This window comes from Dyella flagellata (assembly GCF_030160275.1).
GTDB classification, from domain to species: domain Bacteria; phylum Pseudomonadota; class Gammaproteobacteria; order Xanthomonadales; family Rhodanobacteraceae; genus Dyella_B; species Dyella_B flagellata.
Genome location: NZ_BSOA01000003.1, coordinates 314,472 through 327,917 on the forward strand (window position 1 = coordinate 314,472; position 13,446 = coordinate 327,917).

Here is a 13,446-nt window from a genome sequence, read left to right on the forward strand (position 1 = left end):
TTTTCTCTCTCCGCTTAGGGAGAGGGATGGATACTGTGCACCCATGAGCCGCCGCCGCCATCGTCCCGGTGCCCGTGACCTGCACGGCATCCTGCTGCTCGACAAGCCGCTAGGCATGAGTTCAAACAAGGCGCTGCAGGTGGCCATGGCCATTCTGCGCGCAGCCAAGGGCGGCCATACCGGCGCACTCGATCCTCTGGCCACCGGCCTGCTGCCGCTGTGTTTTGGCGAAGCCACCAAGATTGCCGGCAACCTGCTCGGTTCCCGCAAGGCCTACCTCGCCGAATGTCGCCTGGGCGCCACCACCACCACGGCTGACCTGGAGGGCGAGGTGGTGGACCGACGCCCGGTTCCGGAGCTGGACGAGGCCACGATCGAGGCTGCCCTGGTAACGCTGCGAGGCCGGATCGTTCAGGTGCCACCGGTCTATTCGGCCCTGAAGCAGGGAGGGGAGCCGCTTTACCTCAAGGCCCGCCGTGGCGAAGACGTGCAGGCGCCGCGGCGGGAAGTGGATGTCTATCGGCTGGAGCTGGTGTCCCGCACAGAACAGACGCTTACGCTGCACGTGGAATGCGGTTCAGGCACCTATGTCCGCAGCCTGGCGGTGGATCTGGGGGCGAAGCTTGGTTGTGGCGCCCATTTGAGCGCCCTGCGCCGCTTATGGGTGGAGCCCTTCCGCAGCCCGGCGATGGTCACCATGGATGAGTTGCGCGAGGCGGCCGAGCAGGGCGATGAAGCGGCGGATCAGCTGGTCCTGCCGCTGGCGGCGGGGGTGGCCGATCTCCCGACGCTGTCCCTGGATGCACCCTGCAGCCAGGCCGTCTCACAGGGGCGCCAGATCGACTGGCCCGACGGCCAGCCACGCGAGCGTTCGGCTGCTTTTGCCGCCGACGGACGCCTGTTGGCGCTGGTGGATTGCGACGAACTGGGGCGGATCCGCATCCTCAGGGGTTTCAATCTGCCTGCGAATACTTAACGCGCATTGTGATGGTCTTGTTGCAATCCACCGGCCCTCGGTACAATAACCCGCTTGATTCAGACTTTTCACTCAACCTGTCGGAGCTTGCGCAACGTCATCGGGCGGTGACGTTGCGCAAGTTCCGCACCCGTTTTTTTAAGGAAGACATCATGTCCCTCACCGCAGAACAGTCCGGCAAGATCATTGCTGACTTCGGCCGCGCGCCGAACGACACCGGCTCCACGGAAGTGCAGGTTGCCCTGCTTTCCGCCCGTATCGAACATCTTACCGATCATTTCAAGACGCATAAGCAAGATCATCACTCCCGTCGTGGTCTGCTGAAGCTGGTCAACCAGCGCAAGCGCTTGCTCGGCTATCTGAAGGATCGCGATCTGGCTCGCTATCAGAGCCTGATCGAACGCCTCGGACTGCGTCGCTGATCGGACGAGGACATTCAAAGTGGCGAAAGTAACCAAGTCATTCCAGTACGGTAATCACGAAGTCACACTGGAGACGGGCGAAATCGCCCGCCAGGCTTCGGGTGCCGTCATGGTCAGCATGGGCGGCACCGTGGTGCTGGTCACCGCAGTGGCCGCGGCCAAGGCGAAAGACGGGCAGGATTTCTTCCCGCTCACCGTCGACTACGTCGAGAAGTTCTACTCCGCCGGCCGCATTCCCGGTGGCTTCTTCAAGCGTGAAGGACGCCCGACCGAGAAGGAGACGCTCACCTCGCGTCTGATCGACCGTCCGGTCCGCCCGCTCTTCCCGGAAGAATTCAAGAACGAAGTGCAGATCATCGCCCAGGTGATCTCGCTCAATCCGGAAATCGACGGCGACATCGTCTCGATGATCGGCGCTTCGGCGGCGTTGTCCCTGGCGGGTATCCCGTTCAAGGGGCCGATCGGTGCCGCACGCGTGGGCTACGCAAACGGCAAGTACTTGCTCAACCCCACGGTCACGGAACTGAAGACGTCCGACCTGGACCTGGTTGTCGCCGGTACCGCCAACGCCGTGCTGATGGTGGAATCGGAAGCCAAGTTGCTCAGCGAAGAAGTGATGCTGGGCGCCGTGGTATTCGGCCACCAGCAGATGCAGTCGGTGATCACCGCCATCAACGCCTTCGTGGCCGAAGCCGGCCGCAAGCCGTTCCAGTGGGAAGCGCCGGCGCGTAACGATGCGCTGTTCAATGACATCCAGGGTATCCTCGGCGATCGCCTGGAAAAGGCTTTCGCCATTCGCGACAAGCTGGAGCGCCGCGACGCCATCGTTGCCCTGAAGAGCGACATCAAGGCCGGCATCGCCGAAACCGCCGCTTCGCACGGCTGGAGCGATCTGGACATCAGCAATGCTTTCGCCGAAATCGAATACCGCACCATGCGCGACGGCGTGCTGAAGACCAAGCTGCGTATCGACGGCCGCAAGCTGGACGACATCCGCCCGATCTCCGTGCGCGTGGGCGTGCTGCCGCGCACCCATGGCTCGGCGCTGTTCACTCGTGGCGAAACCCAGGCGCTGGTCGTGGCCACCTTGGGCACCGCGCGTGATGCGCAGATCATCGACGCGCCGGAAGGCGAGTCGAAGGATCCCTTCCTGTTCCATTACAACTTCCCGCCGTTCTCGGTGGGCGAAGCCGGCCGTTTCGGTGCGCCGAAGCGTCGTGAGATCGGCCACGGCCGTCTCGCCAAGCGCGGTGTGCAGGCTGTGAAGCCGGCGCTGGAAGAATTCCCGTATGTGCTGCGCGTGGTGTCTGAAATCACCGAGTCGAACGGTTCGTCCTCGATGGCTTCGGTATGCGGCTCCTCGCTGGCGCTGATGGATGCCGGCGTGCCGCTGAAGGCACCGGTGGCGGGCATCGCCATGGGCCTGGTGAAGGAAGGCAGCGACTTCGTCGTGCTGTCGGACATCCTGGGCGACGAAGACCACCTCGGCGACATGGACTTCAAGGTGGCCGGTAGCGCCGAAGGCGTGTCCGCGCTGCAGATGGACATCAAGATCGACGGCATCACCGAAGAAATCATGAAGGTGGCGCTGGAACAGGCCAAGCGTGGCCGTCTGCACATCCTGGGCGAAATGGCCAAGGTGATCAGCCAGCCGCGCGCGGAGATGAGCGAATACGCACCGCGCCTGCTCACCATCAAGATCCATCCGGACAAGATCCGCGAAGTGATCGGCAAGGGCGGCGCCACCATCCGCGCCATCACCGAGGAAACCGGCACCACCATCGACATCAGCGACGACGGCACCGTGGTGATCGCCTCGGTCAACCGCATGGCGGCGGAAGAAGCGCGCAAGCGCATCGACCAGATCGTGTCGGACGTCGAGCCGGGCCGCATCTACGAAGGCAAGGTCGCCAAGCTGATGGACTTCGGCGCGTTCGTGACGATCCTGCCGGGCAAGGACGGTCTGGTGCACGTGTCGCAGATTTCCAACGAGCGCGTGGAGAAGGTCTCCGACAAGCTCAAGGAAGGCGATATCGTCAAGGTGAAAGTGCTGGAAGTGGACAAGCAGGGCCGTATCCGCCTGTCCATGAAGGCGGTCGCCGAGGACGAAGGCGCCAGCGTGTGAGCGCTTTTGCGACAAGCTGATCCTCAAGACGCCCGGCTTTTCAGCCGGGCGTTTTCATTTCTGCAATCTGGTATTTGATACGATCCGCGCTTCACTTCGAGGATGCCGGCATGCCCGACCAGGCGACTGATTTTATGAAGGACTACCAGGCTTTTGCGCAACAATCCTGGGATGCCTGGATGCGCTATATGCAACAGCAGCCGGGGCAAGCCAATCCCCTCGGCTTCGGATTGGGCTACGCAGCCATGCCGCAGGACGATTTGCTCACCCGCAGCCTTGCCAACCTCAAGGCATATGGCAACTGGCTGCAGCAGGCGGCGGGGGCTGGGTTGGGACAGTCATCTCCTTGGCAGCAACCGGCCGCCATGCAGGCATTCCTGGCCGCCTTCAACCAGCCTTTCCCGCAGGCCATGGCCGGTCTGGACAGCGCTTCCGCCTTCGGCCTGGAGCATCAGTGGCAGGCCTGGCTGCAAGCCATGCAGCGGGCGGGCATGGCTGCTGGTGTGCCGAATAGTCAGGTGGCAGCGTTCGGTATCACGCGCGAATTCCAGCTTGACCAGCAGGCCTTGCAGGCAGCGATGCAGAATTACGCGCAGGTCAACGCGCGCTACCAGGGTTTATTGCAGCAGGTGAACGCACAAGGCATCGCCAAGTTGCAGGAGTTGTTGGCTCAGCACGCCGAGCCCGGAAAGCAGGTCCAATCGCTGAAGGCGCTGTACGACCTGTGGGTTGACGCCATGGAGCAGGCTTACGCCGAAATGGCGCTTTCGCAGGAATTTCGCGAAGTGTTCGGCGCGCTGACGAATGCGCAGATGCAGGTGCGCAAGTTGCAACAGCAGCAAACCGAGCAGATGTGCCGCGAGCTGGGTATTCCCACGCGCAGCGAAGTCAACAGTCTTGGCGAGCGCGTGCAGCAGTTGCGGCGGGATCTGAAGGCACGCGAGCAGGGGCAATCAGCCTCCGATACCTCCCTGGTCGACACGCTGCAAAGCGAAATCGCCGCGCTGAAACGGGAGCTGGCAGCAAGCAAGGTGGCGAAAGTACGTTCGATCGAACGCCAGGCCAGCGGCGAAAACGGCAAAACCCCTTCGCAACGCACCAAAGCCACGCGCTCCGCCGCCGGCAAGCGGAAATAAGGAACCAGCATGCAAAATCCCTTGCACTTCGATCCGCAGCAAGCCTTCAACGAAGTCGCCGCTTTCCAGCGCAAGCTGGCGGCTGGCCTGCAGAACCTGCGCGGCCTCGGTGAGCAGGACTATGCCAACACGCCGCGTGAAGCGGTGTATAGCGAAGACAAGCTCACCGTCTGGCATATGAAAGGCAGCAACAAGCCCACCGCACGCGTGCCGATCCTCATCGTGTACGCGTTGGTCAACACCGTCTGGATGACCGACCTGCAGGAAGACCGCTCGCTGGTGCGCAACCTGCTGGAGCAGGGCGAGGATGTCTACCTCATCGACTGGGGCTACCCGGACGGTGCGGATCGCTGGCTCACCCTGGACGATTACCTGAACGGCTATCTGGACCGTGCCGTCGACGCCATCCGCAAGCGCCACGCTCTGGATGCGATCAACCTGCTCGGCATTTGCCAGGGCGGTACGTTCTCGTTGTGCTACACCGCCATGCACCCGGAGAAGGTGAAAAACCTGGTCACGATGGTGACGCCGGTGGATTTCTGCACGCCGGACAACATGCTTTCGCACTGGGTGCAGAGCATGGACGTGGATCTGTTTGTCGATACGCTGGGCAATGTCCCGGCAGAGCTGATGAACTGGGTGTACCTGATGCTCAAGCCGTTGCGCCTGAATCAACAGAAGTACGTGAGCATGATCGAGATCCTGGACAACCCGGTGGAATTGAAGAATTTCCTGCGGATGGAGCGTTGGATCTTCGATTCACCCGACCAGGCCGGCGAAGCCTTCCGCGAATTCATCAAGGCCTTCTTCCAGCAGAACCGGCTTATCAAGGGTGACCTGCAAATCGGCAGACAGCCGGTGGACTTGGGTATGGTGACCCAGCCGGTGCTCAACATCTACGCCACGCAGGATCACCTGGTGCCGCCGGATGCGTCGCGCGCGCTGCAGCGCCATGTAGGCACTACCGACTACACTGAGATCGCGTTCAAGGGCGGGCATATCGGCATTTACGTTTCCGGCCGCGCACAACGCGAAGTGGCGCCATCGATTCATCAGTGGCTGCGCCAGCGTACGTAGGCTGGGATGACAATCCCAGCATTGCCATGCATGCAGCAAGCGATGCCCGATTCTCAGTGCGTCTAAGCCGTTCAAACCATTGCTGCTAAACTACGGCAATGACCAATCTCGCTTCTGCCCATGACACCATCCGCGCCGTGCAATGGCGCGGCGATCATCTCCGTCTGCTGGATCAGCGCCTGCTGCCGGCCGAGGAAAAGTGGCTCGATTGCCGGGATTACGTGGCGGTTATCCATGCGATCAAGGATCTGGCCGTTCGCGGCGCGCCCGCCATCGGCATTGCGGCGGCCTGGGGCGTAGTGCTTGCTGCGCAGCAGGCGGCATCGATGGAACAAGCCCTGGCGGAGCTTCGTGCGGCACGTCCCACGGCGGTGAACCTGATGTGGGCGCTCGATCGCATGAAGGCGCGCATCGCCGCCGGTGCGGACACGGCGCAATTGGAGCGCGAAGCCCAGGTCATCCAGGATGAGGATCTCGCCGCCAACCACCAGATGGGTGAACTCGGTGCGGCGTTGATCGCACCGGGTTCCGGCGTGATGACCCATTGCAATGCCGGCGCGCTGGCCACCTCCGGCTACGGCACCGCACTGGGCGTGATCCGTGCCGGCGTCGCTGCCGGACACATCAACCAGGTGTTTGCCGGCGAGACGCGTCCCTGGCAGCAGGGGGCTCGGCTCACCATGTGGGAGCTGGTGCGCGATGGCATCCCCGCCCAGTTGATTGCCGATTCGGCCGCTTCGCACCTGATGAAATCAGGCGCGGTGAAGTGGGTGATCGTGGGTGCGGACCGCATCGCCGCCAACGGCGATACCGCGAACAAGATCGGCACTTACCAGCTAGCCATTGCCGCACGCCACCATGGCGTGAAGTTCATGGTGGTGGCGCCCTCGTCCACGGTGGACATGGCGACCGCTTCGGGCGATGACATCGACATCGAACTGCGCGATGCCGCCGAACTGTTGAGTGTGGCGGGGCGCCGCACTGTGGTCGAAGGGGCGCAAGCCTGGAATCCGGTGTTCGACGTCACGCCGGCCAGCTTGATCGATGCCATCGTTACCGAGCGCGGAGTGATCGAGCAGCCTACGCTCGAACGAATGCGGGCCGTCTTTGCGGCATGAGGCTGCGCCATGAAGTGATGCTGTTTGCGGTCGGTGGGGCGATCGGCTTCGTGGTCGATGCCGGCATCGTCCAGGCGCTGGTCACCTTCGCGCACTTCAATCCTTATACCGGCCGGGTGATCTCCTTTCTGGCAGCCGCCACGGTCACCTGGTGGTGGAATCGAAGCCATACCTTCGCAGCACGCCGCAGCGGACGTTCACTGCCCATGGAATGGCTGCACTGGATGGCCCTGATGGGCGGCGGAGCGGTGGTGAATTACGCCGCCTATGCGGCCTGCCTGATGGCTTTTCCGAGCTGGCATAAGTGGCCCACGTTCGCCGTGGGCGTGGGCTCGATTTTCGCCGCCGTGGTCAATTTCGTGAGCGCCCGCGTGCTGCTTTTTCGGCGCGCCAAAACAGGCTCGTAACCTATTGATTGAAAAGGCTAAAAACCAGCCTGTTCAAGAGCCTCTGTGGTATAATTTCGCGCTAACGCCTGACCCTCGCAGACAAACGCCCAGCGCGCCTGTCTCGGGGCTCTTATTCGCTACCAGGGAAGCCGATTGATGGCAGATCTCGCCAAAGAAGTCATTCGCGTCAATATCGAAGACGAAATGCGCCAGAGCTACCTCGATTACGCCATGAGCGTGATCGTGGGACGCGCCCTCCCGGATGTTCGCGATGGCTTGAAGCCCGTACACCGCCGCGTGTTGTTCGGCATGTACGAGGCCAACAACGTTTGGAATCGCCCCTATGTGAAGTGCGCGCGCATCGTCGGTGACGTGATGGGTAAATTCCATCCGCACGGCGACGCCTCGATCTACGATGCGCTGGTGCGCATGGCCCAGGATTTCTCGCTGCGCTATCCGTTGGTCGACGGGCAAGGCAACTTCGGCTCGATCGACGGCGATGCCGCCGCGGCGATGCGTTACACCGAATGCCGTATGGAGCGCCTGTCCGCCGACCTGCTGGCGGATATCGACAAGGAAACCGTCGATTTCGTGCCGAACTACGACGAGAAGGAACTCGAGCCGTCGGTTCTGCCCACGCGTGTTCCCAATCTGCTGATCAACGGCTCCGCCGGTATCGCAGTGGGCATGGCGACGAACGTCCCGCCGCACAATCTGAGTGAGGTGATCGCCGCTACCATTGCGCTGGTAGACGATCCGTCGCTGTCGATCGACGACCTGATGGGCTACGTCAAGGGTCCGGATTTCCCCACCGCCGGCATCATCAACGGCGCGGCCGGCATCGTCGAGGCCTACCGCACCGGTCGCGGGCGCATCCTGGTGCGTGCGCGTACCGAGATCGAAACCGAATCCAACGGCCGCGAGACGATCCTCGTCCACGAGCTGCCGTACCAGGTGAACAAGGCGCGCCTGATCGAGAAGATCGCCGAGCTGGTGAAGGAAAAGCGCGTCGAGGGCATCTCGGAGCTGCGCGACGAATCCGACAAGGACGGCATGCGCATCGTGATCGAAATCCGTCGCGATGCGATGGCCGACGTGGTGCTCAACAACCTGTTCCAGCAGACGCAGCTGCAGGTGACCTTCGGCATCAACATGGTGGCGCTGGTCGATGGCCAGCCGCGTACGCTCAACCTCAAGGAAATTCTCGAAGCGTTCATTCGCCATCGCCGTGAAGTGGTGACTCGGCGCACGATTTTCGAACTGCGCAAGGCGCGTGCCCGCGCGCACCTCCTGGAAGGTCTCACCGTCGCGCTCGCCAACATCGACGAGATGATCGAGCTGATCAAGACTTCGGCCTCGCCGCAGGAAGCGAAGGAGCGCATGCTGGCGCGCAAGTGGGAGCCGGGCATGGTCGCCTCGCTGCTGGCTGCGGCAGGCGCGGAAGCTTCGCGGCCGGAAGACCTGGACCCGCGTGATGGCTATAAGCCGGACGGCTATCAGCTGTCCGATACGCAGGCGCAGGAAATCCTTGCCATGCGCCTGAATCGCCTGACCGGCCTGGAGCAGGAAAAACTTTCCGACGAATACCGCGAGATTCTGGAAACCATTCGCGGCCTGATCCTGATCCTCGAAGATCCCGTTCGCTTGCTCGCCCTGATCCGCGAAGAACTCGAAGGGATCAAGAACGAATTCGGCGACGAGCGCCGCACCGAGATCCAGCCTTCGCAGGAAGATCTCAACGTGCTCGACCTGATTGCGCCGGAAGACGTGGTGGTTACGCTGTCGCATGCCGGCTACGTGAAGCGCCAGCCGATCAGCATCTATCGCGCCCAGCGCCGCGGCGGCAAGGGACGTTCCGCCTCGGCATTGAAGGAAGAAGATTTTGTCGAGCAGCTGTGGGTGGTGAACACGCACGATACGCTGCTCACTTTCACCAGCACCGGTCGCGTGTACTGGCTCAAGGTCTACCAGATGCCGGAGGCGGGCCCGAACGCGCGCGGCAAGCCGATGGTGAACCTGCTGCCGCTGGGCGAGGGCGAGAAGGTGCAGGCGGTGCTGCCGGTGCACGAGTACAGCGCCGATCGCTACGTGTTCTTCGCCACCGCGCAAGGCACGGTGAAGAAGACGCCGCTGACCGAGTTCGAATACCAGTTGCAGAAGGGCAAGATCGCCATCAACCTGGAGGACAGCGATGCGTTGGTCGGTGTGGTGATGACCGACGGCAACAGCGACGTCTTGCTGTTCGCATCGAACGGCAAGGTCGTGCGCTTCGATGAAAGCGAAGTGCGCCCGATGGGCCGTACCGCCACCGGCGTGCGCGGCATGAAGCTTACCGACGAAGCGAAGCTAGTATCGCTGGTAGTGGCGCAGGAAGGCGACATTCTCACCGCTACCGAGCGCGGTTACGGCAAGCGCACCGAACTGGCTGAATTCCCGAAGAAGGGTCGCGGCACCCAAGGCGTGATCGGCATCCAGTGCTCAGAACGCAACGGCGCCCTGGTCGCCGCCACTCAGTTAGCCGACACGCACGAAGTGATCCTGATTTCCAACCAGGGTACCCTGGTGCGCACTCGTGCGATGGAAATTTCGCAACTGGGCCGCAACACGCAGGGCGTGACGTTGATTCGCCTGCCTGCCGAGGAGTCCCTGGTCAGCGTAGTGCGTGTGGACGCGGACGAAAGCAACGGTGACGAGGCCGAAGTCCTGGAAGGGGCTCCGCTTGCACCGAACGGCTCGGACGAGGGCGCAGAACCGGCGGGCGAATAAGCCCGCCGTAGATACACCTTAGTCTGCGGGAATCTTTGCGTAGGCTGGGATGACAATCCCAGCATCACGTTATGGCAAACATGGCAAAGCTGGGATTGTCATCCCAGCCTACGCGCTGTGTACGCATTCCCCGATACGGGGACGCGACGCATACCCATATGCTGCGCCGATAGGGCAACGCTAGCCTCCAACAACGACCGCGAGCGCCGCTAACCGATCTTCGGTCTGCTGCGTTGCGGCCGTTTGCGAAACTGACGGAGGCTAAGTGATGAAAAAGCACGCGAGTATCATCCTGCCAGGCCTGATGTTCATCCCGCTGGCATGTATGGCCAGGGGGCAAAATACGACGCCCTCACCGCAAGCGTTGGGCGCGCTCAATCCGGATGCGATTGTCGATTATCGTGAAAGCCTGGAACCTGACGGCAGAACCTTGATCTACCGGTCGGTAAAAGTTGACAGCCTGGACGAAGCTGGCAAGCAAATCGTCATCGGCCAGGTCTTGGAGCGCACCCAGGACGGTAATTTTCGTCTTGTGCCGGGAAGGCAACCGGAAGAGGCGGATCTCTACCGGCAGAAACTTTGCCAGAAGCTGGGGGGTATCGACATCAGCAACGACAACGGTGGTCTCATTATCGGCCCGGGCACTTTGAATGGGGCTGGCTGCAAAGGACCGTCCCCCAACTCCAAGGCATCGAAGTACCTTCCAAGAGCCGGCTCAATTGAAGGTGGTGTACTTAAGGAGTCCGAGACGGAGAAAAGTGGCGAACCTTCGAATCCATTCGCACCAGTCACATCCGATTACGTCAACCCGGCTGCACCTAATACATCAACGATAACCAACCAGAATTTTACTGTGTACGGGAGAGCATTTTATGGCTCGACCAAAGCTGGCATGGCAACCGGGCGACTAACTGTGATGAATAGATGTGTGGCCTTCCAAACCGATGCCGTCGTTCCAGGCCAAACCGGTGTACTGGAGATGGCCGTCAACTGTTGGTCGGGCTCCGTTGCAGGCTTCTATCCAACCGTAGTGAACGGCTGTATCCCCGCTTTCTGTCGAAATGACTACGGACAGGTAGCCGTGTTTCAGTAACACCAAGAGCAAGTAGGCTGGGATGGTAATCCCAGCATTGCCGTGCACGCCGCATCGCGATGCTGGGATTGTCATCCCAGCCTACGGTATGGCGGAGAGCATCGCTTCGGCGGTGCTCACGCGCAGCTCGCCTGGGCTTTCGATATGGAGCTGCTTCACCACGCCGTTTTCGGCATACAGCGCAAAGCGGCGTGAGCGCATGCCCATGCCATAGGCGCTGCCGTCCATTTCCAGTCCCAGCGCCCGCGTGAAGCCGCCGTTTCCGTCCGCAAGCAGCTTCAGACCGGCGGGTACATTCTGCGATAGAGCCCAGGCTTTCATCACAAAGGCGTCGTTCACCGCCATGCAGTACACGTCCACGCCACGGGCTTTGAAATCGTCAAAGTGCTTGACGTAGCCCGGTAGATGACGTCCCGAGCAGGTTGGGGTAAAGGCGCCGGGTACACCGAACAGCACAGCGTTTCGGCCGCTGAAAAGCGGCGCGGTGGTGGTGCGCTGAATGTCGGCGCCGTCGTCGATGACGGCGATTTCGAAGTCAGGCAAGGGCTGTCCGATCTGGATGGTCATGGCGAACTCGCTGAAGCGGTGGCAACGGCCGGAATGCTACCGTCGGGGCGGGTGGCTTGTCGCCTTGAAACTCTGCCGGCAGGAACTTATTTGGCTGTCAAGCGGGAAATACCGCAACTTTATCGAGGAAACAGCCATGAATTCCAGTCGTAGCCATCTCTGGAGCGCCCGCAGCGCGTTCCCGGCTGACGTGCGTCATTTGTTCGAACGCTACTTCCACGGCGAGGAAAGTGATGGTTCCAGCGTGGTGACCAGCCAGTGGGCGCCGCGCGTGGACATCAAGGAAGAAGAACAGCGTTTCGTGATTTTTGCCGATATACCGGGCGTGGATCCAGCCAGCATCGAAGTGAGCATGGAAAAAGGCATACTTGCCATCAAGGGCGAGCGCACGCTCGAAAAGCAGGAACAAGCAGGCCGCTTTACGCGCGTTGAGCGTGCACACGGCAGCTTCCATCGTCGTTTTGCCTTGCCCGACAGCGCGGACGCCGACAACATCAGCGCCACCGGCAAGCACGGCGTGCTGGAAATCGTGATACCGAAGAAGGCGGAGAAAGCGCCACGCCGGATTACCATCAACACGCAGTAAGTAAACTTGCTCGATGTTGCATAGACGGCTCGCCGCGGACCATGATCCGCGGCGGGCCATTTGTGTTGGGGGCGACGTGTTGGGGTCGGACATGAGCGTCGGGCAGGCGCGGCGTGGGGTCGCTCGACTTATCTTGTTTGAGGAGTGGCAGTGGAATTCAAAGACTATTACGAAGTCCTGGGCGTCAAATCCGACGCCAGCGAGGCCGACATCAAGGCGGCTTTTCGCAAGCTTGCGCGCAAATATCACCCGGACAAGAACAAGGAAGCCGGCGCGGAAGAGAAATTCAAGGCGATCAACGAAGCCAACGAAGTGCTGCGCGATCCCGAAAAGCGCCGCGCCTACGACCAGCTGCGCGCCGGCGGATATCGACCGGGCGAGCAGTTTCGTCCGCCGCCGAATTGGGGGCAGGGTCAGGGTTTCGACTTCGGCGACGTCGGTGACGGCGATTTCAGCGATTTTTTCGAAAGCCTGTTCGGCCGCGCCGGCGGCGGGCGTCATGCGCCGCGTGCACGTCGTGGCCGCGATGTGCGTGCGCACGTGCAGATCGACCTGCAGACCGCCTTCAATGGCGGCCGCACGCGCCTGAACCTGGACGACGGCAGCGGCCATGAACGCGTGCTGGAGGTGAAGATCCCTGCCGGCATCCAGCCGGGCCAGGTGATTCGCCTTGGCGGCCAGGGACACCCCGGCGCGGGCGGCGGTCCGGGCGGCGACCTGCTGCTGGAGGTGGGTATTCGCGATGATGCGCGCTTCAAGCTGGACGGTCGCAATGTGCTGCACGTCCTGGCGCTCAGCCCCTGGGAGGCGGCCCTGGGGGCCACCGTAGCAGTGCCGACCCTGGCGGGCACGGTGGACTTGCGCATTCCCGCCGGGACGCAGTCGGGCCGCAAGCTGCGCTTGAAAGGGCGGGGCTTGCCGGGGCAGACGCCAGGCGATCAACTGGTGGAGGTGTCGATCAGGGTGCCGCTGGTGGAGAGCGATGCCCAGCGCCAGGCCTTCGAGGCCTTGCAAATGCAGTTCACGCACTACGATCCGCGACAGTAGGTTTTAGGGACGCTCTGACCTATTCCGCGCACCCGGCATGACGTCCAGAAGGCCCGCAGGGTGTGTCGCGCGGCACAGGACAGACTGGCCGTCTGTTCAAGCCGCGGGGCACGGCCTGCGGGCCTTCTGGACGTCACCCCGTCT

12 protein-coding genes are annotated in these 13,446 nt (G+C 62.0%); 11 read left to right on the forward strand and 1 reads right to left on the reverse strand.

Translation table 11 applies throughout. The features are described 5' to 3' along the window. The first annotated feature begins 43 nt into the window (after nucleotides 1-43). The 9 genes from truB (at nucleotide 44) to QQJ96_RS03040 (ending at nucleotide 11,102) form a co-directional block, all read left to right on the forward strand. The gene (gene truB / locus QQJ96_RS03000) at nucleotides 44-976 is read left to right on the forward strand and encodes a tRNA pseudouridine(55) synthase TruB (protein ID WP_284330453.1); all 933 of its coding nucleotides are present in this window, start codon (nucleotides 44-46) and stop codon (nucleotides 974-976) included. 152 nt (nucleotides 977-1,128) lie between these two features. Then, the gene (rpsO, locus tag QQJ96_RS03005; protein WP_284330454.1) at nucleotides 1,129-1,398 is read left to right on the forward strand and encodes a 30S ribosomal protein S15; all 270 of its coding nucleotides are present in this window, start codon (nucleotides 1,129-1,131) and stop codon (nucleotides 1,396-1,398) included. A gap of 19 nt (nucleotides 1,399-1,417) precedes the next feature. Continuing rightward, nucleotides 1,418-3,523, forward strand: coding sequence for a polyribonucleotide nucleotidyltransferase (gene pnp, locus QQJ96_RS03010; protein WP_284330455.1), 2,106 nt, complete (start codon nucleotides 1,418-1,420; stop codon nucleotides 3,521-3,523). Between the two features lie 110 nt (nucleotides 3,524-3,633). Next, a complete protein-coding gene (locus tag QQJ96_RS03015; RefSeq protein WP_284330456.1) occupies nucleotides 3,634-4,659 on the forward strand; it encodes a poly(R)-hydroxyalkanoic acid synthase subunit PhaE in 1,026 nt (341 codons plus the stop codon). Nucleotides 4,660-4,668: 9 nt separating this feature from the next. Continuing rightward, a complete protein-coding gene (gene phaC, locus QQJ96_RS03020) occupies nucleotides 4,669-5,736 on the forward strand; it encodes a class III poly(R)-hydroxyalkanoic acid synthase subunit PhaC (protein WP_284330457.1) in 1,068 nt (355 codons plus the stop codon). Nucleotides 5,737-5,834: 98 nt separating this feature from the next. Then, complete coding sequence (mtnA, locus tag QQJ96_RS03025) at nucleotides 5,835-6,854, forward strand: S-methyl-5-thioribose-1-phosphate isomerase (RefSeq protein ID WP_284330458.1); 1,020 nt, start codon at nucleotides 5,835-5,837, stop codon at nucleotides 6,852-6,854. Then, nucleotides 6,851-7,261, forward strand: a complete 411-nt coding sequence (locus QQJ96_RS03030; protein ID WP_284330460.1) for a GtrA family protein — start codon at nucleotides 6,851-6,853, stop codon at nucleotides 7,259-7,261. Before mtnA ends, QQJ96_RS03030 begins: the two co-directional genes overlap by 4 nt. Before the next feature lie 138 nt (nucleotides 7,262-7,399). Beyond that, on the forward strand, nucleotides 7,400-10,009 hold the full coding sequence (gene gyrA, locus QQJ96_RS03035) for a DNA gyrase subunit A (RefSeq protein WP_284330461.1): 2,610 nt from the start codon (nucleotides 7,400-7,402) through the stop codon (nucleotides 10,007-10,009). Between the two features lie 268 nt (nucleotides 10,010-10,277). Further along, nucleotides 10,278-11,102, forward strand: a complete 825-nt coding sequence (locus tag QQJ96_RS03040; RefSeq protein ID WP_284330462.1) for a hypothetical protein — start codon at nucleotides 10,278-10,280, stop codon at nucleotides 11,100-11,102. 81 nt (nucleotides 11,103-11,183) lie between these two features. On the opposite strand, the gene QQJ96_RS03045 is transcribed toward QQJ96_RS03040, so the two are convergent. After that, nucleotides 11,184-11,669, reverse strand: a complete 486-nt coding sequence (locus tag QQJ96_RS03045) for a peroxiredoxin (protein WP_284330464.1) — start codon at nucleotides 11,667-11,669, stop codon at nucleotides 11,184-11,186. Between the two features lie 136 nt (nucleotides 11,670-11,805). Here QQJ96_RS03045 and QQJ96_RS03050 point away from each other — a divergent pair, with 136 nt between their 5' ends. Next, nucleotides 11,806-12,255 (forward strand): Hsp20/alpha crystallin family protein, encoded by a 450-nt coding sequence (locus tag QQJ96_RS03050; RefSeq protein WP_284330466.1) that lies wholly within the window; start codon nucleotides 11,806-11,808, stop codon nucleotides 12,253-12,255. A 150-nt stretch (nucleotides 12,256-12,405) separates the two neighbouring features. Continuing rightward, nucleotides 12,406-13,302 (forward strand): DnaJ C-terminal domain-containing protein, encoded by an 897-nt coding sequence (locus QQJ96_RS03055; RefSeq protein WP_284330467.1) that lies wholly within the window; start codon nucleotides 12,406-12,408, stop codon nucleotides 13,300-13,302. The last annotated feature ends 144 nt before the right edge of the window (nucleotides 13,303-13,446 follow it).

Excerpts from the sequence above, each read along its gene's own strand:
- rpsO (WP_284330454.1), top strand. The coding sequence starts at position 1,129 with ATGTCCCTCACCGCAGAACAGTCCGGCAAGATCATTGCTGACTTCGGC.
- QQJ96_RS03015 (WP_284330456.1), top strand. The coding sequence starts at position 3,634 with ATGCCCGACCAGGCGACTGATTTTATGAAGGACTACCAGGCTTTTGCG.
- phaC (WP_284330457.1), top strand. The coding sequence starts at position 4,669 with ATGCAAAATCCCTTGCACTTCGATCCGCAGCAAGCCTTCAACGAAGTC.
- truB (WP_284330453.1), top strand. The coding sequence starts at position 44 with ATGAGCCGCCGCCGCCATCGTCCCGGTGCCCGTGACCTGCACGGCATC.
- QQJ96_RS03030 (WP_284330460.1), top strand. The coding sequence starts at position 6,851 with ATGAGGCTGCGCCATGAAGTGATGCTGTTTGCGGTCGGTGGGGCGATC.
- QQJ96_RS03045 (WP_284330464.1), bottom strand. The coding sequence starts at position 11,669 with ATGACCATCCAGATCGGACAGCCCTTGCCTGACTTCGAAATCGCCGTC.
- QQJ96_RS03050 (WP_284330466.1), top strand. The coding sequence starts at position 11,806 with ATGAATTCCAGTCGTAGCCATCTCTGGAGCGCCCGCAGCGCGTTCCCG.
- gyrA (WP_284330461.1), top strand. The coding sequence starts at position 7,400 with ATGGCAGATCTCGCCAAAGAAGTCATTCGCGTCAATATCGAAGACGAA.
- QQJ96_RS03040 (WP_284330462.1), top strand. The coding sequence starts at position 10,278 with ATGAAAAAGCACGCGAGTATCATCCTGCCAGGCCTGATGTTCATCCCG.
- mtnA (WP_284330458.1), top strand. The coding sequence starts at position 5,835 with ATGACCAATCTCGCTTCTGCCCATGACACCATCCGCGCCGTGCAATGG.